Here is a 20,627-nt window from a genome sequence, read left to right as displayed (position 1 = left end):
AGAAGGCCTAGAATTCCCGCATTGTTTATTCCCCAAGGTAGCCCGTAATGTCCTTCGCTGAGCAACTGACCCGCCTGCAAGTCTTCCTCGACGCCGATGAGCTGCACGAAGAAGCGCTGGATTACGTGGCCGCTCACGGCTATCTGACCGCCCTGTCGATCTGCGCAGAATCGGTGCCGGATCGTGAATGGATCGACGCCCTGTTCGCCGAAGAGCCGCACTACGCCGACGAAGCCCAGCGCGCTGAAATCGAAGCCACGCTGGTCGGCCTCAAGGCTCACATTGCCCGTCAACTGGCTTCCGACGAAGAATTCGAGCTGCCGTGCGAACTGGACCTGGGCGACGACCCGGACGATTCGGAGTTGCGCGGCTGGTGCATCGGCTTCATGGAAGGCGTGTTCCTGCGCGAAGCCGCCTGGTTCGAAACCGCCGAGGAAGAAGTCAGCGAAATGCTCCTGCCGATCATGGTCGGTTCCGGCCTGTTCGACGAGCAGCCGGAGTTTTCCGACATCGCCGCCGACGCGAACCTGATGGACGACATGATCGTGCAGATCCCGGAAGCCCTCACCGCGCTGTACCTGCTGTGCAACGCTCCGGACGAGAAACCGGCGATCCTCAAGCCTCGCCACCACTGAGTGACCGGATGCCCGCGCCAGTCGGCAACCGCCCGCTGATCCTGCGTTACGCTCTGCTGGCCATCGGCTGGCTGAGCGTGGTGCTGGGCGTCATCGGCATCTTCGTACCCGTCCTCCCCACCACCCCTTTCCTACTGCTGGCCGCCGCGTGCTTCGCCCGCAGCTCGCCGCGCTTCTACCAATGGCTGGTCGAGCATCCCCGCCTCGGCCCGTGGATCAGCGACTACCTCAGCGGCAACGGCATCCCGCTCAAGGGCAAGGTCTACGCCATCGGACTGATGTGGGTGAGCATCCTCTTTTCCTGCTACTTGGTGCCACTCCCGTGGGCACGGGTGTTCATGCTGTCCAGCGCGGTGCTGGTGACGGCTTATATCCTCAGGCAGAAGACGCTGCGAAGACCCTAAGCTTCCATTGTGGCGAGGAGCTTGTTCCCGCTGGGTGGCGAAGCCACCCTTATGGGACAAACCTACTCAGCTCACCTCAAACCGTATCCACCTTCAACGAATGATCATTGAGCATCCCATTGATGATGGTCGCCGTGTCCGCGCCGCCGATCATTCCTCCCGCGCCCGGCGTGACGCCGTAGAGGCTGGCGAGGTTGACGCCGGCCAGGTCAATGGTCTGGTTCGGGGTGGCACCCGCCATGCTGCTGACGTCGATGCTGGTGATGACCGATGCGCCGGTGCCGGTGACGGTGAAGTGCAGGTAGTCGTCGAGGGACGCGGCGCTGCCGTTTTCACCCAGTAGCAGTTGGGACAGGTCGAGTTTGTCCAGGCCTGGGGTGAAGTCGGTAATGACGTCGTGGCCGCTGTTGCCCGCCTGCCATTGGAAAGTGTCGGCGCCGCTGCCGCCGGTCAGGGTGTTGTTGCCCAGGCCGCCGATCAGGATGTCATCACCGCCGCCGCCATTGAGCATGTCATGGCCGAGCCCGCCGTCGATGCGATTGCTCGCGCCGTTACCCGCGAGGGTGTCGTTGAAGTTCGAGCCGACGAGGCTTTCGATGCCGGCCAGGGTGTCGGTGCCGGCGCCGAGGGTATCTTGTGCGGCCAGCAGACCGAGGTTCACCGTAACTCCCGCGGTGGCGTGAGCGTAGCTGGCGGTGTCGTTGCCGCTGCCGCCGTCGAGCAGGTCGTTGCCGCTGCCGCTGTAGAGCAAGTCGCCGCCCGCCCCGCCATTGAAGGTGTTGTTGCCGGTGCCCGCACTGAGAATGTCATTGCCATCGCCGGCGTTGAGCACGTTGTTGCCATTGCCGGCCAGCAGCACATCGTCCCCGCTTGTGCCGGTGAGCGTATGGCCTGCCTGGTAGCTGATGCCGACTCCGGCACTGTCGCTGCCACCATGGTTGTCGTTGGCGGTGTAAGTGCCGTGGTAATCCGGCGTGTGGTCCTGGGCGCCGGCATAGTTGACGGTCATCGTCAGTTGATAGTTTTCCGAGGCATTGGCGTTGCCATTGCCGGGGTTGGGGATGTTGGTGACGTGGATCTGGTAGTTGCCGTCCGCTGCCGCGGTGAACGAGGCGCCATCGTTGATCGCGATGAACGGCCCGCCGTTCAACGAGTACTCCATGGCGATGCGACCGGCCGTGAGGTTGTGATCCAGCGTCAGGGTTTCGCCCTGCTTGAGCGTGATGTTGAGCCGGTCTTCATCGTTGGCGTTGTTGTTCGACACCGACCCCAGCGCGCCGCTGACCACCAGCACCGCCGTCATGCTCGCAGCGTTGGCGACGAAGGCACTGCGGTTGAGGTTGATCACCTGGGCATTGTTGCCGGTGAAACTGGCGGTGCCGCTGGTGCCGGTGAAGTCCGCGCCCTTGGCGATCCAGCCCGTACTGAAGCCCGTGGGTGAAGCAGTGAGCGGATCGCCATTGGCATCGCTGTCGTTCCCCAGCAAGAGTTCGCTGGGGATGACGATATTGCCCGACAGCACGTTGGTGATGACATTGTCCTCAACGGCCACGGGAGGGCTGTTGGGCACGACTTTGATCACCAGGTTGGAACTGGCCAGGTCGCCGTCGTTGTCGCTGATGGTGTAGCCGATGTGCTCGGTGATCAGAGTGCCGGTGGTGGTCTGCGAGGTGTAGCTGAACGCGCCAGTGTCAAGGTTCACCACCAGGGTGCCGTCGTGGTCGGTGGCGATGCTCAACGTGTTGGTGGCTGTATTGAAGGAGCCGTGGTTGAGCCCGCCGCTGGCAGTCAGTGCACCGTGGCCACCGTTGGCGTCCGGGTTGTAGCTGTACGTCGTGCCGTCCACCACCAGGCTTTTGACAAACCCGCCGTCGGCACCGAACGAGCCGCCTTCGCCCAACAGGTTGCCGGTGACCGGCACGCCTTGCACCGTGCCGGAAAGCACCGAGTTGAGTTGGTTCAGGTCGGTGACCAGCACGGCGTCGGTATCGGTGTGGGTGCTGCCGTCATGGGCCAGCGGATCGAGGTGGACATCCCTGACGCCGCTGCCCAGGCCGATGGCGTAGTTCTTGATGCTGTTGGCATCGAGGAAGGCCTTCCAAGCGGCTTCGTCCGCCGAGCCGATCTCGCCCAAGGTCGGCTTGCCATCCGAGAAGAAATAGCCAACGTTCTGTGCGTCGGGCAGTTTGCCGGAGGTTGCGAACGCAGTCTGAGCCACCGCCACGGCCGCATCGTAATTGGTGTCACCGTGCGCATTCAGCGTCGAGATCAACGTCTTGGCAGTTGCAACGTCTACCCACACGGTGCTCTGGTCGGTGGCGCTGCCGCTGAAGGTCACGAGCTGGACTTTCACGTCGCCCATGTCATCGTACTTATCGAGCAAAGCGTTGATTGCCTGTTTGGCCAAGTCCATTCGCGAGAGCCCCGACACGCCTGAGGGATCTTTCATGCTGCCGGACACATCAAGCACGATCAGCAGGTTCGAATCGATCTCCGTCGCCGTGACCGAACGCTCAGACGCGACCGCCTTGGGCACGTCATCGACGATGCTCACCACCAGGTTGCCGGTAGTGCTGTTGCCCAGGGAATCGGTGGCCTGATAGGTGAAGCTTTCGGTCAGCGCATTCGGGCCGTCGTTGGCATGGGGCGAGGTCGCCGCTGGTGAAGTCAACGTGTAGGTGTAGGAGCCGTTGGGATTGAGCAGCAATTGGCCGTGGGCGCCGGTGGCGTCTCCCACCAGGGTAAACGTTACGGCGCCGGTCGCGCCGGTGACCGAACCGACCAAGGTGCCGGTGGCGGTTTCGCCGGTGGCACCCGGCTCGCTGCCCGTGGCGGTGCCAGGCGCGAGGTCCTGGCCGTCCTGTTTCAGATCCAGGGCTTTTTCATAGACGGTGACGTCGTGGTCGGTTTCGGCGACCAGGCAACTGTTGTGCACGTCGATGGTGATGGTCGTGGTGCTTTCGTCACCGTCGCCATCACGCACGGTGTAGGTAAACACATCGGTGGCGCCCGGTGCGCCGACCGAGTCCGGGTTGCTGTGATAAACCGCGTTGCCGTTGGCGTCCAGCGTCAGGTAGCCGTAGGTGCCGTTGATCTGCGCGTTGAGGCCGCCAGTGACAGGCGTTGAAGTATCGTTGCCGGCACGTACGCCAAGCACCGCGCCACCGTCCGCGCCCAGCACGTCGTTGTCCAGCACATTACCGCTGACCGTCCCGCCTTCCACCACCGCAGCGGTATCGCAATGAGCCTTGGGCACATCGTCGACGATATTGATGACGATGGTGCTGGTGACGGTGTTGCCGAGTGAATCAGTGGCCTGGTAGGTAAAGCTTTCGCTCAGCACGTTCGGCCCATCGTTGGCGGCGGGCGCTGTTGTTGCGGGCGAGGTCAGGGTATAGGTGTAGGAACCGTCCGGGTTGAGCAACAATTGACCATGGGCGCCGGTGGCATTGCCGATCAGCGCGAACGTGACGGCGCCGACCGCACCGGTCACCGCATCCACGAGGCTGCCGCTGGCGGTTTCACTGCTGGCGTTCGGCGTGCTGCCGGTTACGGTGCCGGGGGCCAGGTCCTGGCCATCCTGGTTGAGGTCGAGCGCACGTTCATGGACGCTGATCTCATGATCCGGCGCAGCGACGAGGCAGCTGTTGTGCACGTCGATGGTGATGGTCGTGGTGCTTTCATCGCCATCGGCGTCGCGCACGGTGTAGGTGAACACATCGGTGGCACCCGGTGCGCTGACGACGTTCGGGTTGCTGTGGTAAACGGCGTTGCCGTTGGCATCCAGGGTCAGGTAGCCGTAGGCGCCGTTGATCTGGGTATTGAGGCCGCCGACGGCCGAGGTCGACGTATCGCCGCCCGCCCGTACGCCGATGACCGCACCGCTCGCCGCAGGACCATCGGCACCGCCCTCATCGTTGTTCAGCACATTGCCGCTGACCGTCCCGCCCTCCTCAACCGAGGCTGAATCGGCGTGGGCCTGGGGCAAGTCGTCGACGATGTTCACGTCCAGGTTGCCGTTCGCGGTGGTGCCGTTGTCATCGGTGACCACCACGGCAAATTGCTCGCCCAGGCTGTTGGCGCCATTCGCATTGGGATGCGCTTCGTTGTCGAGCAAGGTGTAGCTGTAGCTGACCACGCCAGTGATCGCGTTGAAGCCGGTGATGGTCAGCGTGTTGCCCAACGCGGTGGTGATCGATTGTGGGAAACCGGCGGCGACGCCACCGCTGACCACGCTGATACCGCCGACGCTCAGGGTTTGCACGCCGTCCAACGCGGTCACGGTGAAGGTGCCGCTTTGGGTCAGCGCCGAAGCGTCGGGGCTGCTGCCGTCGTCGAGGTTTTTCTCTTGCAACGACAGCTCGCCGCCTTCGGTGTCGAGACCGGTGATGATCACCGGGTCGTCGTTGTTATGGACTTGCAGCACCAGGTTGGCGGTACTGGTGTCACCGTCGGCGTCGGTCAGGGTGTAGGTGAAGGTTTCCGTGCCGTTGCCGCCACCGTGCAGCCCTTTGAAATCCGAGTCGGCGGCGTTGAGCGTGTAGGTGTAGGAACCGTCGGCGTTGAGGACCAAGGTCCCGTAAGTACCGGTGAAGGTGCCGGGAGTAATCGGGCCGGACGCCACGTGATCGGCGCCTTCGGTATCGTTGGTCAGCACGCTGCCGGTCAGGGTCAGGTTGCTTTCCGAGGCGGTACCGGCGTTGCTGTCATCCACGGCCTTGGGCAGATCGTCGACGATGTTCACGTCCAGGTTGCCGTTCGCGGTGGTGCCGTTGTCATCGGTGACCACCACGGCAAATTGCTCGCCCAGGCTGTTGGCGCCATTCGCATTGGGATGCGCTTCGTTGTCGAGCAAGGTGTAGCTGTAGCTGACCACGCCAGTGATCGCGTTGAAGCCGGTGATGGTCAGCGTGTTGCCCAACGCGGTGGTGATCGATTGTGGGAAACCGGCGGCGACGCCACCGCTGACCACGCTGATACCGCCGACGCTCAGGGTTTGCACGCCGTCCAACGCGGTCACGGTGAAGGTGCCGCTTTGGGTCAGCGCCGAAGCGTCGGGGCTGCTGCCGTCGTCGAGGTTTTTCTCTTGCAACGACAGCTCGCCGCCTTCGGTGTCGAGACCGGTGATGATCACCGGGTCGTCGTTGTTATGGACTTGCAGCACCAGGTTCGCGGTGCTGGTGTCACCGTCGGCGTCGGTCAGGGTGTAGGTGAAGGTTTCCGTGCCGTTGCCGCCACCGTGCAACGCGACGAATTGCGGGTCGCTGGTGTTCAGCGTGTAGGTATACGTGCCGTTGGGGTTGAGGACCAACGTCCCGTAGGTGCCGGTGAAGGTGCCGCCGATGATCGGGCCGCTGTCGGAGCCGGTGGGAATGCGATCAGCGCCCTGATGATCATTGGGCAAGACGTTGCCGGTGAGGCTGACGAGGGTTTGCGATGCGGTGCTGGCGTGGCTGTCATCGATTGCCTGGGGCACGTCGTCGGTGATGTTGACGTCCAGGGTGCCGGTGGCCGTATCACCGTCGGTATCGACCGCCACCACGGGAAATTGCTCGCTGATGCTGTTGGCACCGTCGCCCGTCGGATGGGTTTCATTGTCGGTCAGGGTGTAGCTGTAGCTGACCACGCCAGTCGCCGGGTTGTAGCCGGTGATGGTCAGCGTATTGCCCAGCGCCGAGGTGATGGATTGCGGGAAACCCGTGGGCACGCCACCGGCAATCACGCTGATGCCGCCAATGCTCAGGCTGCTCAGGCCGTCGGGGGCCGAAAGGGTGAACGTACCGCTTTGCACCAAGGCGCCTGGGTTGCTCGCCGTGCCGTCGGCGAGGCTGGCCTCGTGGGCGGTCAGTTCGCCGCCGTCCACGGTCAGGCCGTCGAGGGTGACGGGATTATCCGGCGTCTCGGGCGTTACCGGTGGCACGGCAGCGTCATCGCCGTCGCCATCCGGGTCAGCGGCCAACTCCAACTGCGGGAACTCCGGTATCCCATTGAACCCGGCGGTTGGAAAGCCGATGAGCGGATCAACCTCCCCGGCGACTTCTTCCAGCAATACAAAGCTGTGCCCGCCGCCCACCCCGCCCGGGTTGCCGCCCTCGGCGCCCGCTGCCGTGGCCTCGCCCGTCTGGGTCGGGTCGGCACCGGCGGCGATGGCCTGCTGCAGCTTTTGCACGTCGGTCAGTTGCGCATCGGTCGGTGCCGCGCTGTCAGGCGTGTCGACATGAGGCGCCTGGTTGGCGAGCAATTGCGGGGTCAGGCTCAGGTTGCTCTCGCGGCCCAGGGTCAATTCCTGGCCGTTTTGCAAATGCACGGCCACTGCGCCTTCGGCCCCGGTGATCAGATGCTCGCCGGCATACAGCCGATCGCCTTCGACCAGGGGGCGCCGCAGCCCACCGGCAGCCTCCGCGAAAACCTGTCCTACCACCTTGCTGACGGTACCGATGAGCGCTGCCATGTGCATTCCCTCCGCTGCCAACCGCAGTCGGCACCTGTCTGGGTGAAGAATGCGTGCTCAGGTTACCGTCAGAATCTGGAAAATCTGCCAGCTTTCGCGAACGTCCAAAGCGCTAGCCTTTCGCCACAATGACAAAAAACCGTCGCTTAAAACTACCTCTCCGCTCAACCTTTTTGCACGTCTTCACTACGTTTCAAAATTTGTATGGAACTTTTTATTGACGCCTAAAAGTCGTCGGAACCCTTATCTTCCGCGGCTTTCGATTTGAACAATGTGCTGGATTTCTCAGAGCACATAAGTTTTTTTCGGCATAAGCGTTATGAGAAATCCTTCTTAGGTTTTCCTCAGGATGTTCTTAGCTGTGTTGTTACAAGGTTGAAACGGTTTTGATCTTTTAAACGTCAATATTCTGGCGACAACGAAGCACAACAGACCTCAGGAGATGCTCCCCATGCGCGTTCTTACCCCCCTCTACAGCGCGGTTTTACTGGCCATCGCCTGCTCTTCTCAGGTGCAGGCCATGTCGGTGACCGAAGCGATCCAGAGCACCATTGCAACCCACCCCGAACTGGCGCAACGGGTGGACAGCCGTTTGTCGGCCAATGAAGACGTCAAGGTCGCCAGGGGGGGCTTTTTCCCATCGTTGGATTTGAACGCCGGTTATGGCCGCGGCTACAGCGATAACACCAATACCCGGGCATTGGGCAACCACCACACCAACATCCTGACTTACACCCAGTCGGAGCTGCGCCTGCGGCAGATGATTTTTGACGGGTTCAACACCGCCAATGAAGTGGAGCGCACCAAAGGCGTGGTCAATTCCCGAGCCTATTACGCCCAGGGCACCGCCCAGGACCTGGCCCTGCGCACCATCGAGGTGTATCTGGAAGTGCTCAAGCGTCGCGAACTGGTGACCCTAGCCAAGAACAATCTGCAAGCGCACCTGCGGGTCAACGATCAGATCGGTCTGCGCACCGAACGGGGCGTGGGCAGCACCGCCGACTCCGACCAGTCCAATGCCCGTCGCGCCCTGGCGGAAAACAATTACGACACCGCCCAAGTCGACCTCGCCGATGCCGAGGCGAATTTCTACAGCGTGGTCGGGCGCATGCCCGATGAGCTGGAAGCGCCGCCCTCGACCAAAGGCGAGCTTCCCGTCGACCTGCGCGAAGCCCAGCAAAGCATGGTCGACAACAACCCTTACCTGAAATCGGCACAGGCCGACGTGCAGTCCGCCGAGAGCCAGTACGAAGTGGCGAAGTCGCCGTTCTACCCGCGCTTCGATGCCGAAGCGGCCGTGGGCGCCAACAACAACCTCGGCGGCGAAGAAGGCCATGACAACAACTGGCGGCTCGGCGTGGTGATGAACTACAACCTGTTCCGCGGCGGCAGCGACAAGGCGCGGCTGGCCTCGAACGCCCATCAGATCAACCAGGCCATGGACATTCGCAACAACGCCCTGCGCCAGCTCAATGAAGACACGCGCCTGGCCTGGAACGCGATGCTCAACGCCCGCAAGCAGACCCCGACGGCCCGCGAGTACGCCGACACCACCGCTCGCGTGCGCGCCGCCTATCAAGATCAGTTCGGCCTCGGCCAGCGGACCCTGCTCGATCTGCTCGACAGTGAAAACGAGCTGTACAACGCCAACCGTCGCTACACCGAGGTGCGCTACACCGAGGAATACTCGATGTACCGGGTGCTGGCGAACATGGGCCTGCTGCTGCAAAAACAACGGATCGTGCTGCCAGCCGACGCGGTCGCCCAAACCGAGGTCAAGAACCAGGCGCGGTTGCCGGAACTGAAGTAATCCAGTGGGAGTGATCAGCATGACCCGCATGGAACCGGTAATCCCCGGCGCCGACCCGCGCCTGAACTTCGATGATCCCTTGCTGGACGGTCTGTTGATCCTCTGCAAACTCCATGGCGCGACCGTCAGTCGCGCCAGCCTCAGCGCCGGGCTGCCTATGGCGCACCAACGCTTGAGCCTGGACCTGCTGCCTCGCGCAGCGGCCCGGGCCAGTTTGCAGGCGCGACTGTTGCGTCGCGACCTGAACGATATTTCTGCGCTCAACTTGCCGGTCATGCTGATCCTGGCCGGTGGTCGCTGCGCGATACTGCGGCGCTGGGGCGAGGACGGCCAGGCGCTGATCCTGCCCAGCGAAGCCGATGGCGGCGAGCAATGGGTCAGTCGCCAGGAACTGACCGCCGACTACAGTGGCCAGGCGCTGTTCGCCCGGCCACGCCATGAACTCGAAGACCTGCGCGCACCCTTGGTGCCACGGGTCGAGGCATGGTTTCGCGACACATTGAAACTGTCGCGCTGGTTGTACAGCGACGCGATCCTGGCAAGTTTCCTGATCAACCTGCTGGGCCTGATGGTGCCGCTGTTCGTCATGCAGACCTACGACCGCGTGGTACCGAACCAGGCCACGTCGACGCTATGGGTACTGGCCGTGGGGCTGCTGATCGGCACCGGGTTCGAATTGGTGCTGCGAGTGGTGCGCGCCCATCTGCTGGACACCGCCGGCAAGAAAACCGACGTGATTCTCTCCGCTACCCTGTTCGAACGCATCACCGGCATGGCGATGAAAGCCAAGCCCGTGACCATCGGCGGATTCGCCCAAAGCATCCATGACTTCCAGGGCCTGCGCGAATTCCTCACCGCCGTGACCCTCACCAGCCTGATCGACCTGCCCTTCGCCCTGCTGATGCTGGTGGTGATCGGCCTGCTCGGCGGCTGGCTGGTGGTGATTCCAGTGGTGGCGTTTCCAATCACCATTGTCTTCGCCATGATCATCCAGGCCCGCCTGCGCGACACCGTGCAGAAAAGCCTGGCCCTCGGCGCCCAGCGCCAGGCTCTGCTGATCGAAACCCTCGGCGGCCTGGAAACCCTCAAGGCCTGCAGCGCCGAAAGCGAGCGCCAGCATCAATGGGAAAGCACCCACGGGGCCCTCACCCGCCTCGACAGCCATGCGCGCAACCTTTCGGCGCTGGCAACCAATGGCACCCTCTTTCTGCAGCAACTGGCGGGCATGGCGACCATCGTCGCCGGCGTCTACAGCATCATCGCCGGCAACCTCAGCGTCGGCGCGCTGGTGGCGACCTACATGCTCGGCAGCCGCGTGCTGGCGCCGCTGGGCCAGATCGCCGGGCTGATTACCCGCTATCAGCAAGCCCAGCTCACCATGCGCAGCACCGATGCCCTGATGGCGTTGCCCCAGGAGCGCGATGCCAAACAGCGCCCGCTGGACCGCACTCAGTTGCAGGGCGCCCTGGACGTCAGCGGCGTGACCTTCCACTACAACGGCCAGGACACCCCGGCGCTGGCCGACATCAGCTTCAGCCTCAAGGCTGGCGAACGGGTCGGGATCATCGGCCGCAGCGGCTCGGGCAAAAGCACCCTGGCGCGCCTGGTGATGGGTTTCTATGCACCGGAGGAAGGCCAACTGCTGCTCGATGGGCTGGATTTGCGGCAACTGGACGTCGCCGACTTGCGGCAGCAGATCGGCTATGTCGCCCATGACCTGCCGCTGCTGGCCGGCAGCCTGCGCGACAACCTCACCCTCGGCGCCCGCTATATCAGCGACGCGCGCATGCTGGAAGTGGCGGAGCTGACCGGCGTTACCGAACTGGCCCGCCAGCATCCACAAGGTTTCGACCGCCCGGTGGGCGAGCGAGGGCAGTTGCTCTCCGGTGGCCAGCGCCAGGCCGTGCTGCTGGCCCGCGCGCTGCTGCTCGATCCGCCGATCCTGTTGCTGGACGAGCCCACCAGCGCCATGGACAACAGCAGCGAAGATACCTTGCGGCAGAAACTTCACACCCATGTCCAGGGCAAGACCGTGCTGCTGGTCACCCACCGCACCTCAATGCTGAGTCTGGTGGACCGCTTGGTGGTGTTGGATAACGGGCGGATCGTGGCGGATGGGCCCAAGGAAGCGGTGATCGATGCGCTGCGTAAAGGCCGGGTAGGCTCCGCGGCGGTATAGCTGCCTACAACTGCCCTGTGGCCACAAAAAGCAGCACTGAGCACTATTTCATCTAACCAACGGGTACCGTCCCATGCCAGCTCAAACGCCCGATTCAGCCGCCCGCAGCTACTTCGGCAGTTTCAGCAGAAGCGCCGAAAGCGAGTTCATGCCGGAAACCGCCAGCGCCACGCTGCAGGATTCGCCCCGTCGCTCGCGGGTCACCGTGTGGCTGGCCGCCGGGCTGATCGTGACCGGGCTGGTCTGGGCCAAACTGGCGGTGCTGCAAGAAGTCACCACCGGTGAGGGCAAAGCCATTCCATCGAGCAAGATCCAGGTGATCCAGAATCTGGAGGGCGGCATCGTCACCGAGATTTTTGCGCGCGAAGGCCAAATGGTGAACAAGGGCGATACCCTGCTGCGCCTGGACGACACGCGGTTCCTGTCGAACAAGGGCGAGAGCGAGGCCGACCGCTATGCCCTGACGGCCCAGGTCGAACGCTTGTCGGCCGAGGCAGAAGGCCGTCCCTTCAAGCTGTCGGCCGAGGTGATCGCCAAGGCGCCGCAAGTGGCCGAAGACGAGCGCTCGTTGCACGAACAACGCCAGCGACGCCTGGCCAGCGAGCAACGCACCCTGACTGAACAACTGCGGCAGAAGACCCAGGAACTCGCGGAGTTTCGCTCCAAGCAAAGCCAGTTCAGCTCGGCCCTGGGCCTGCTGCAAGAAGAGATGAACATGTCGGCACCGCTGGTGCGCACCGGGGCGGTTTCACCGGTGGAGATCCTGCGGCTCAAGCGCAGCGCGGTGGAAATCCGCGGCTCGCTCAACGCCACGACCTTGGCAATCCCTCGGGCCGAATCGGCGATCAACGAAATCAAGAGCAAGATCGACGAATCGGAACAGTCCTTCCGCTCCGACGCGGCCAAGGAACTCAACGAGAAACGCACCGAGCTGTCGAAAATCACCGCCTCGAGCATCGCCATTGATGACCGTGTGACCCGTACCACCGTGGTCTCGCCCGTGCATGGGGTGATCAAGCAGCTCAAGGTCAACACCATCGGCGGCGTGGTCCAGCCGGGCAGCGACATGATCGAAATCGTGCCCCTGGAAGACAACCTGCTGATCGAAGCCAAGGTCCGTCCCCAGGACGTTGCGTTCCTGCATCCAGGCCAGAAAGCCATGGTCAAGTTCAGCGCCTACGACTACACGATTTATGGCGGCCTGAGCGCCAAGCTCGAACTGATCGGCGCCGACACCATCACCGACGACAAGGGCAACAGCTTCTACCTGATCCAGGTGCGCACCGACAAAAATCATTTGGGCGGCGATGCAAAACCGCTGCTGATCATTCCAGGGATGGTGGCGACGGTGGATATCATCACCGGGGAGAAAAGTGTCTTGGATTACTTGCTCAAACCGGTGTTGAAGGCGCGGACCGAGGCGATGCGCGAGCGCTAGGCTTTGGCTGAGACTGATCGTTCCCACGCTCCGCGTGGGAATGCCGCCCGGGACGCTCTGCGTCCCCTTTGCGGATGTGACGCGGAGCGTCAGTGGATGCATTCCCACGCAGAGCGTGGGAACGATCACCCCCCTCCATGATTTTTCTGATAAGTCTCCTCCCCCATCGCCGCGATCTGCCCTTCGATCAACGCCTCGAACGGCTTCAGCAACAACTCGAAGCTCGCAGGTGCCTCAAGGGTTTGCAGCGCCTGGACAATCGCCTCCACTGTCGACAACGCCCCCGGTCCTGGCGCCTTGCGCAAACGGTAGCGGGACACGCCACCCTCGGCCAGGGTCACCCTGGGCAATGCCGCCAGCAATGGATTCATATGCAGCAGCTTGCGCGCCTTGCGCCAGGTGCCGTCGGGGACGACCAATAGCAGCGAATCACCGCTCGGGCCATAGGCTTGCAGCGGCTGCGCATCGTCGGCAGGAAACAACAACCGCGCCTGATAGCCCGGTTGATTGAGCAACCGGGGCAAATCCGCGAACACTTCGCCCACGATCAACTCGGCATTATTGAGCCCCAACGCCGCCAACCGGGCAGTATTCAAGGCGTGGTTCACCTCGCTGGGGTGCTGCAACAACAAGACCCGGGTGCGGCTGTCGAGGCTCGGGATCAGCGGGCACAGGCAGTGGCTTTGCGGCCGGAGGCAACGCGGGCATTGGATTCTGGACATGGTCAGGCCTGATTCAGTTGCGCTTTGAGCAAGTCGCGGAAGGTCTGGATCAACGGCTCGCGGCTGCGGCCACGGCGCACGATCATCGAAAACGGTGCCTGATAGCCGAACGTCGCCGGCAGCAGCACGCGCAAGTCGCCCTTGTCGACCCAGGCTTGGGCGTAATGTTCGGGCAAATAGCCGACATAGGCGCCGGACAGCACCAGGATCAACTGGGCCTCCATGCTCTCCACCGTCGCCGCGCTGTGCTTGAAGCCATGGCGCGCCAGTTCGGCCTGGCTCCAGTAACCACGCCCGACCATGCGTTGCTGAGTGATGAGTTGTTCAGGGATGCGCCGCTCGTTGAACAACGGGTGGCGGTTGCTGCAATACAGCCAGTGTTGCTCGCGGTACAGCGGCATGTAGACGAGGCCGCTCATGCGCGTGGAGAACGCGCCGATGGCCAAGTCCAGGCGATTGTCCTGAACGCCGAGTTGCAGTTCGTAAGGGCTCATGACGGACAAGTGCAAATGTACCGCCGGATGTTCCTGGCTGTAGGCGCCGATGGCTTCGGCAAACGGCAGGGCCTTGTCGCTGACGGTGGAGTCGATCACGCCGAGGTTCAGCGTACCGCGCAGTTCGCCCTTGAGCGCTGCGGCGTACTGCTCGAACCCTTCGAGTTCGCCCAACAAGCGCAGGGTTTCCTGATGGAACAACTCGCCTTTGCTGGTCAGGCTGAACCCGCCCCGTCCGCGATGGCAGAGCACCAGGCCAAGGGCTGATTCGAGCTGGCTCATGTAGGTGCTGATGGCCGACGTGGAAATATTGAGCTCGTGCTGGGCATTGGCGAACCCCTGGTGCCGGACCACGCTGACAAAAATGCGCAGCAGTTTCAGGTCGGGTAGAGCGTTGGCCATTGGGGGGACTCCAAATACAAACAGGACACTGCAAACCTGTGGCGAAGGCGTTGGTTGGGAGTCTATCGCCCCGCCCGCCATTAGTTTAGAAAAATCTGAACTAAGTATTTGCCGCCAGCGATTCTTCACGGCAAAAGCTTTTCGCAGAATCGGCCCCTGATAAATAAAACAAACGATGAGGCCCTACCCGTGGACAAGATTCTTCACCAACCACTGGGCGGCAACGAAATGCCGCGCTTCGGCGGCATCGCCACCATGATGCGACTCCCCCATTTGCAAACCGCTGCCGGCCTCGACGCTGCGTTCGTCGGCGTACCGCTGGACATCGGCACCTCCCTGCGCGCCGGCACCCGTTTCGGGCCCCGCGAAATCCGCGCCGAATCCGTGATGATCCGCCCCTACAACATGGCCACCGGCGCCGCGCCATTCGACTCGCTGGCGGTGGCGGACATTGGCGACGTGCCGATCAACACCTTCAATCTGCTGGACGCGGTGCGGATCATCGAAGAGTCGTACCACAAGATTCTCGAACACAACGTCATCCCCCTGACCCTGGGCGGCGACCATACCATCACCCTGCCGATCCTGCGGGCGATCCATAAGAAGCACGGCAAGGTCGGCCTGGTGCACATCGACGCCCATGCCGATGTGAACGATCACATGTTCGGCGAGAAAATCGCCCACGGCACCACCTTCCGCCGCGCCGTGGAAGAAGGCCTGCTCGATTGCGACCGCGTTGTGCAGATCGGCCTGCGCGCCCAGGGCTACACCGCCGACGATTTCAACTGGAGCCGCAACCAGGGCTTCCGCGTGGTCCAGGCCGAAGAGTGCTGGCACAAATCCCTGGCACCGCTGATGGCCGAAGTGCGCGAGAAAGTTGGCGGCGGCCCGGTGTACCTGAGTTTCGACATCGACGGCATCGATCCGGCCTGGGCGCCGGGCACCGGCACCCCGGAAATCGGCGGCCTGACCACCATCCAGGCCATCGAAATTGTCCGTGGTTGCCAGGGCCTCGACCTGGTCGGCTGCGATCTGGTAGAAGTCTCGCCGCCGTATGACACCACCGGCAACACCTCGCTGCTGGGCGCCAACCTGCTGTACGAGATGCTCTGCGTACTGCCGGGCGTGGTCCATCGCTGAGGCGCCGCCATGAACGATCACGATCAAGTGCTCAAGGCCGCCGCGCAACTGGTGTCGGCCTTCGCCCGCAATGACCGCGACGCTTACTTCGGCGCGTTCGCGGCCGATGCGAGCTTTGTGTTCTACACCCTCGAACAGCCTTTGTTGTCCCGCGATGCCTACCAGGCCTTGTGGGATCGCTGGCGGTCCGAGGATGGCTTCGAGGTGCTGAACTGCACCTCGAGCAACGCCTTCGTCAGCCTGCAAGGGGACGTGGCGATTTTCATCCATGACGTGGCCACCGAGCTGCGCATGCAAGGGGAGCTTCACTTTAGCCAGGAGCGCGAAACCATTGTGTTTCGCCAAGAACAACAAGGCCTATGGCTGGCCTGTCATGAACATTTGTCCGCAATGCCGGAAGGGCTGCCACCCCCTTAGCCAAGCAGGCAGCGCTCACGTGCGATGAGTGCGCCTCGATGATCGGAGCAGATCATGAATAACAATAACGATAAAAGCCTTACGCAGATTGAAACCAACGGGGTCGAACAGATCCCCGACCATGAACGAACCGCCGGTCCGGGCGATCTGTTTCGCCTGATCTTCGGCGGCGCCAATACCTTTGCCACCGCCGTGCTCGGCAGTTTCCCGGTGCTGTTCGGCCTGTCATTCCAGGCCGGTGCCTGGGCGATTGTGCTTGGGGTGTTGGTGGGTTCGATCATCCTCGCGCCGATGGGCCTGTTTGGCCCGCTCAACGGCACCAACAACGCGGTGTCTTCCGGTGCGCACTTCGGCGTGCACGGGCGAATCGTCGGATCGTTCCTCTCGCTGTTGACCGCCATCGCGTTCTTCTCGCTGTCGGTGTGGAGTTCGGGCGATGCGCTGATCGGCGGCGCCAAGCGCTTGATCGGCGTGCCGGAAACCGACCTCAGCCTGGGCTTGGCCTACGGCTTGTTCGCACTCCTGGTGTTGACCGTGTGCATCTACGGCTTCCGCTTCATGCTGTGGGTCAACCGCATCGCCGTGTGGGCCGCCAGCCTGCTGTTCCTGCTGGGCATATTCGCCTTCGCGCCGAGCTTCGACAGCCAGTTCGCCGGCACGGTCAGCCTCGGCCAGCCGGGCTTCTACGCCGCTTTCATCGGCGCAGCGCTGGTGGCCATGAGCAACCCGATTTCCTTCGGCGCATTCCTGGGCGATTGGTCGCGCTACATCCCGCGAAATACGCCGAAGCCGCGCATCATGCTGGCGGTGATCGCTGCCCAGTTGGCCACGCTGATTCCGTTCCTGTTCGGCCTTGCCACCGCCACCATCGTGGCGATCAAGGCACCGGACTACATCGCGGCCAACAACTACGTGGGCGGCCTGCTGGCGGTTTCGCCGGGATGGTTCTTCCTGCCGGTGTGCCTGATAGCAGTGATCGGCGGCATGTCCACCGGGACCACGTCGCTGTACGGCACCGGGCTGGACATGTCCAGCGTCTTTCCCCGCGTGCTGTCGCGGGTCAAGGCGACGCTGCTGATCGGCGTGCTGTCGATTGCCTTCATCTTTATCGGGCGCTTCGCCGCGAACCTGGTGCAGAGCGTCTCGACCTTCGCCGTGCTGATCATCACCTGCACTACGCCATGGATGGTGATCATGATCATCGGCCTGCTGGTGCGCCGCGGCTTCTACTGCCCGGACGACTTGCAGGTGTTCACCCGCGGCGAAACCGGCGGGCGCTACTGGTTCAGCCACGGCTGGAACTGGCGGGGCCTGGGGGCGTGGATTCCCAGCGCATTGGTGGGGCTGTGCTTCGTCAACCTGCCGGGGCAATTCGTCGGGCCATTGGGCGAACTGGCCGGCGGTATCGACATCAGCCTGCCGGTCACCCTGGGCCTGGCGTCGGTGGTGTACCTGGCGCTGCTGGGACTGTTTCCAGAGCCTGCGGCGGTGTACGGGCCGGGGGATGCGCGGAGCAAGGACGCGTCGGCGCCCCTTGATAAACCAGCCCTCAGGCAAACCGCCTGATCCGAACACACGAGATACCTGTGGCGAGGGAGCTTGCTCCCGCTCGGTTGCGCAGCAACCGCTAAAGCCTGGGACTGCTGCGCAGTCCAGCGGGAGCAAGCTCCCTCGCCACAACACCTCGTTCGCCAGGGACAGCAGCACCTCGTCCTACACATAAAAAAGACAATCGGAGACACGCCATCATGGCTTTGGATTTAATCGTCGTTCTCATCTACGCCGCCGGCATGATCGCCCTGGGCTGGTATGGCATGCGCCGCGCCAAGACGCGTGACGACTATCTGGTCGCCGGGCGCAACCTCGGCCCAGGTTTCTACCTGGGCACCATGGCCGCGACCGTGCTGGGCGGCGCATCGACCATCGGCACCGTGCGCCTGGGCTATGTCCACGGCATTTCGGGCTTCTGGCTGTGCGGCGCGATCGGCCTGGGCATCGTCGGCCTGAGCCTGTTCCTGGCCAAGCCGCTGCTCAAGCTGAAGATCTACACCGTGACCCAAGTGCTGGAGCGCCGCTACAACCCGGCGGCTCGTCACGCCAGCGCGCTGATCATGCTGGTGTATGCGCTGATGATCGGGGCGACCTCGACCATCGCCATCGGCACGGTGATGCAAGTGCTGTTCGGCCTGCCCTTCTGGGCTTCGATCCTGGTGGGCGGCGGTGTCGTCGTGCTGTATTCCACCATCGGTGGCATGTGGTCGCTGACCCTGACCGACATCGTGCAATTCTTGATCATGACCGTTGGCCTGGTGTTCCTGCTGATGCCGATGTCCATCGTCGACGCCGGCGGCTGGGATGCGATGGTAGCGGCGTTGCCGGCGCGTTATTTCGATTTCACCGCGATCGGCTGGGACACGATCCTCACTTACTTCCTGATCTACTTCTTCGGCATCTTCATCGGCCAGGACATCTGGCAACGGGTGTTCACCGCTCGCAGCGAACGCGTGGCGAAAGTCGCCGGCACTGCCGCCGGCCTTTATTGCGTGCTCTACGGCCTGGCCGGTGCGCTGATCGGCATGGCCGCCAAGGTGTTGCTGCCGGACCTGGAAAACGTCAACAACGCCTTCGCCAGCGTGGTGCAGACCAGCCTGCCCAATGGCATTCGCGGGCTGGTAATCGCCGCAGCGCTAGCGGCGCTGATGTCCACCGCCGCGGCGGGGCTGCTGGCAGCGTCCACGACGGTGGTCCAGGACCTGTTGCCGCGTCTGCGCCAGGGCCGAGAAAGCGGCGACGGCGACGTCCACGAAAACCGCATCGCGACCCTGCTGCTGGGTGTGGTGGTGCTGGGCATCGCCCTGGTGGTCAGCGATGTGATCAGTGCCCTGACCCTGGCTTACAACCTGCTGGTGGGCGGCATGCTGATCCCGCTGATCGGCGCGATCTACTGGAAACGCGCGACCACGGCCGGGGCAATCACCAGCATGTCGCTGGGCTTCCTGACCGCGCTGTTCTTCATGTTCAAGGACGGCCTGGACGCGAACACGCCGATCTACTACAGCCTGAGCGTGGCGCTGGTGAGTTTTGTACTGGTGAGCCTGTTGTCGCCACGTTCGAATGTGGTGGCCAAGGCCGCGTGATCAAGCAGTAGGAAAGGTTTTCTTCGAGAGGCATGGCGTCGGTGGCCATGCCCTTTTTTTTCCTGTATCAGCCCGTCAAAACAAAAAAAAGATCGCAGTCTCGGGCTGTTTCAATTGAAACAGCCCGAGACTGCGATCTCTCCAAAATAGGTGGGTTTACCGGCGGCGCGGCTGGCGGCGGCGTTGCTCGTCGTCGGTGCGGATCGGTATCGGCTGCATCGGCGGTTCGATCAGGCCGAGCGCGACACCCAAGTCGTGAAGCCAGTTCTGGATTTTCTCTTTCATCGTGGTGCCCCCTCAGGGTGGTGCGAGCGGCAGATTTCTGTGGCCCCTTCGCACTGATAATAGTCCGAAGTCCTACGCAATGCTCGTGACAGATTGCAATGATCTGTTACTGAATTGATCCAAATCCCAGCCCGGGAGTTCAAGCCGATTGCGCCGTGATCATTGGCGCGCGCGGCCAGGCTTGTTGTTGCAATTCAATCCAGGCGTTCAAGTTGGCTCCGACCATGCCTTTGCGCCACATCAACCAGGTCGTTGCGCTGGCAAACGGCTCGGCCAATGGATGCATCGTCACCCGTTCCCGGCCTGGCAGGCTGGCGAGCATCGACTCGGACATCAACGCCACCCCGGACCCGGCGATCACACAAGCCAGCATCCCCTGGTACGACTCAATCTCCATCGCCCGGCCCATGGTTGCGTGATCATGGGCAAACCAGGCTTCCAGGCGCATCCGGTAGGAACAGCCACGCCGGAAGGTGAACACCGCGCGACCCTGGACATCCAGCGCACTGCGCACCGGCGGATGATCGGCCTCGGTGATCAGCACCAGCCGCTCGTCGCACAACGGCACGCCATCCAGCCCCGCCAGCTCCAGTGGGCCGTCTACCAATGCCGCATCGAGACGATTGGTGAGCAAGCCTTCCAACAATTCTCCGCTCGGCCCCGATTGCACTTGCAGGTTCACTGCCGGGTAAGCCCGGTGATAACCGGCCAGCAGGTCCGGCAAGTGCGTCGCCGCCGTGCTGTACATGGTACCCAACACAAAATCTCCAGCCGGCTGGCCACCCTGCACCGCCGCATGGGCTTCGTCGTGCAGGGCAAACAGCTTGGTCGCATAGTCCAACAGGACTTTTCCCGCAGGCGATAACTGCAAACGCTGACGCTCACGCAGGAAAAGGTCGACGCCCAACTGCTCTTCGAGCTGCTTGAGCCGGGTCGAAAGGTTCGACGGCACCCGGTGCAGGCGTTCTGCCGCTCGGGTGATGGAACCTTCTTCGGCCACCGCTTGGAAAATCCGTAACTGGCTGAACTCCACAACCTTCTCCAAAAAAGAACAAGTTACTCACTATTATTCATTTTTAATGAAAGTCAATCGGTTCTAGCCTGACGGTCATT

14 protein-coding genes are annotated in these 20,627 nt (G+C 62.7%); 9 read left to right on the top strand and 5 right to left on the bottom strand.

Going from position 1 to position 20,627, the window contains the following annotated elements; genetic code table 11:
• The first annotated feature begins 47 nt into the window (after positions 1 to 47).
• A complete protein-coding gene (locus tag HU762_RS10280) occupies positions 48 to 635 on the top strand; it encodes a YecA family protein (RefSeq protein WP_186611597.1) in 588 nt (195 codons plus the stop codon).
• An 8-nt stretch (positions 636 to 643) separates the two neighbouring features.
• Positions 644 to 1,039, top strand: a complete 396-nt coding sequence (locus tag HU762_RS10275) for a YbaN family protein (protein WP_186636166.1) — start codon at positions 644 to 646, stop codon at positions 1,037 to 1,039.
• A gap of 76 nt (positions 1,040 to 1,115) precedes the next feature.
• Here HU762_RS10275 and HU762_RS10270 read toward each other — a convergent pair whose 3' ends face one another.
• Positions 1,116 to 7,490 (bottom strand): retention module-containing protein, encoded by a 6,375-nt coding sequence (locus HU762_RS10270; protein WP_186636164.1) that lies wholly within the window; start codon positions 7,488 to 7,490, stop codon positions 1,116 to 1,118.
• Between the two features lie 451 nt (positions 7,491 to 7,941).
• Here HU762_RS10270 and HU762_RS10265 point away from each other — a divergent pair, with 451 nt between their 5' ends.
• The 3 genes from HU762_RS10265 to HU762_RS10255 all read left to right on the top strand — a co-directional run bounded on the left by HU762_RS10265 (position 7,942) and on the right by HU762_RS10255 (position 12,917).
• Entirely contained in the window at positions 7,942 to 9,300 is a 1,359-nt protein-coding gene (locus tag HU762_RS10265; RefSeq protein ID WP_186636161.1) for a TolC family outer membrane protein, read from the top strand.
• A gap of 19 nt (positions 9,301 to 9,319) precedes the next feature.
• Positions 9,320 to 11,479, top strand: coding sequence for a type I secretion system permease/ATPase (locus HU762_RS10260; RefSeq protein ID WP_186614012.1), 2,160 nt, complete (start codon positions 9,320 to 9,322; stop codon positions 11,477 to 11,479).
• Between the two features lie 73 nt (positions 11,480 to 11,552).
• Complete coding sequence (locus HU762_RS10255; protein ID WP_186636158.1) at positions 11,553 to 12,917, top strand: HlyD family type I secretion periplasmic adaptor subunit; 1,365 nt, start codon at positions 11,553 to 11,555, stop codon at positions 12,915 to 12,917.
• Positions 12,918 to 13,042: 125 nt separating this feature from the next.
• On the opposite strand, the gene HU762_RS10250 is transcribed toward HU762_RS10255, so the two are convergent.
• Both HU762_RS10250 and HU762_RS10245 read right to left on the bottom strand, forming a co-directional pair.
• Positions 13,043 to 13,639 carry a DTW domain-containing protein gene (locus tag HU762_RS10250; RefSeq protein ID WP_186636155.1) on the bottom strand — a complete coding sequence of 199 codons (597 nt, stop codon included), beginning with the start codon at positions 13,637 to 13,639 and terminating at the stop codon, positions 13,043 to 13,045.
• Positions 13,640 to 13,641: 2 nt separating this feature from the next.
• Positions 13,642 to 14,535, bottom strand: a complete 894-nt coding sequence (locus HU762_RS10245) for a LysR family transcriptional regulator (RefSeq protein WP_186636153.1) — start codon at positions 14,533 to 14,535, stop codon at positions 13,642 to 13,644.
• A gap of 189 nt (positions 14,536 to 14,724) precedes the next feature.
• Here HU762_RS10245 and speB point away from each other — a divergent pair, with 189 nt between their 5' ends.
• From speB to HU762_RS10225, 4 genes are all read left to right on the top strand, one after another.
• A complete protein-coding gene (speB, locus tag HU762_RS10240; protein WP_058545244.1) occupies positions 14,725 to 15,675 on the top strand; it encodes an agmatinase in 951 nt (316 codons plus the stop codon).
• A gap of 9 nt (positions 15,676 to 15,684) precedes the next feature.
• Positions 15,685 to 16,092, top strand: coding sequence for a nuclear transport factor 2 family protein (locus tag HU762_RS10235; RefSeq protein ID WP_186636150.1), 408 nt, complete (start codon positions 15,685 to 15,687; stop codon positions 16,090 to 16,092).
• Between the two features lie 51 nt (positions 16,093 to 16,143).
• Complete coding sequence (locus HU762_RS10230; RefSeq protein ID WP_186636285.1) at positions 16,144 to 17,658, top strand: cytosine permease; 1,515 nt, start codon at positions 16,144 to 16,146, stop codon at positions 17,656 to 17,658.
• A gap of 182 nt (positions 17,659 to 17,840) precedes the next feature.
• Entirely contained in the window at positions 17,841 to 19,229 is a 1,389-nt protein-coding gene (locus HU762_RS10225) for a sodium:solute symporter (RefSeq protein ID WP_186614022.1), read from the top strand.
• Positions 19,230 to 19,385: 156 nt separating this feature from the next.
• Here the strand turns inward: HU762_RS10225 and HU762_RS26900 are convergent, their stop codons facing one another.
• Both HU762_RS26900 and HU762_RS10220 read right to left on the bottom strand, forming a co-directional pair.
• Entirely contained in the window at positions 19,386 to 19,514 is a 129-nt protein-coding gene (locus HU762_RS26900; RefSeq protein ID WP_256222727.1) for a PA1414 family protein, read from the bottom strand.
• A gap of 139 nt (positions 19,515 to 19,653) precedes the next feature.
• Complete coding sequence (locus HU762_RS10220; RefSeq protein WP_186636147.1) at positions 19,654 to 20,547, bottom strand: LysR substrate-binding domain-containing protein; 894 nt, start codon at positions 20,545 to 20,547, stop codon at positions 19,654 to 19,656.
• Positions 20,548 to 20,627 lie beyond the last annotated feature (80 nt).

This window comes from Pseudomonas sp. SWRI92, from assembly GCF_014268685.1.
Classification (GTDB): domain Bacteria; phylum Pseudomonadota; class Gammaproteobacteria; order Pseudomonadales; family Pseudomonadaceae; genus Aquipseudomonas; species Aquipseudomonas marvdashtae.
This window is presented reverse-complemented; position numbering and strand designations above follow the sequence as displayed.

What these genes read in the sequence shown, in the direction of transcription:
- HU762_RS10275 (WP_186636166.1), top strand. Translation starts at nt 644, where the DNA reads ATGCCCGCGCCAGTCGGCAACCGCCCGCTGATCCTGCGTTACGCTCTG.
- HU762_RS10225 (WP_186614022.1), top strand. Translation starts at nt 17,841, where the DNA reads ATGGCTTTGGATTTAATCGTCGTTCTCATCTACGCCGCCGGCATGATC.
- HU762_RS10235 (WP_186636150.1), top strand. Translation starts at nt 15,685, where the DNA reads ATGAACGATCACGATCAAGTGCTCAAGGCCGCCGCGCAACTGGTGTCG.
- HU762_RS10265 (WP_186636161.1), top strand. Translation starts at nt 7,942, where the DNA reads ATGCGCGTTCTTACCCCCCTCTACAGCGCGGTTTTACTGGCCATCGCC.
- HU762_RS10250 (WP_186636155.1), bottom strand. Translation starts at nt 13,639, where the DNA reads ATGTCCAGAATCCAATGCCCGCGTTGCCTCCGGCCGCAAAGCCACTGC.
- HU762_RS26900 (WP_256222727.1), bottom strand. Translation starts at nt 19,514, where the DNA reads ATGAAAGAGAAAATCCAGAACTGGCTTCACGACTTGGGTGTCGCGCTC.
- HU762_RS10270 (WP_186636164.1), bottom strand. Translation starts at nt 7,490, where the DNA reads ATGGCAGCGCTCATCGGTACCGTCAGCAAGGTGGTAGGACAGGTTTTC.
- HU762_RS10260 (WP_186614012.1), top strand. Translation starts at nt 9,320, where the DNA reads ATGACCCGCATGGAACCGGTAATCCCCGGCGCCGACCCGCGCCTGAAC.
- HU762_RS10255 (WP_186636158.1), top strand. Translation starts at nt 11,553, where the DNA reads ATGCCAGCTCAAACGCCCGATTCAGCCGCCCGCAGCTACTTCGGCAGT.
- HU762_RS10245 (WP_186636153.1), bottom strand. Translation starts at nt 14,535, where the DNA reads ATGGCCAACGCTCTACCCGACCTGAAACTGCTGCGCATTTTTGTCAGC.
- HU762_RS10280 (WP_186611597.1), top strand. Translation starts at nt 48, where the DNA reads ATGTCCTTCGCTGAGCAACTGACCCGCCTGCAAGTCTTCCTCGACGCC.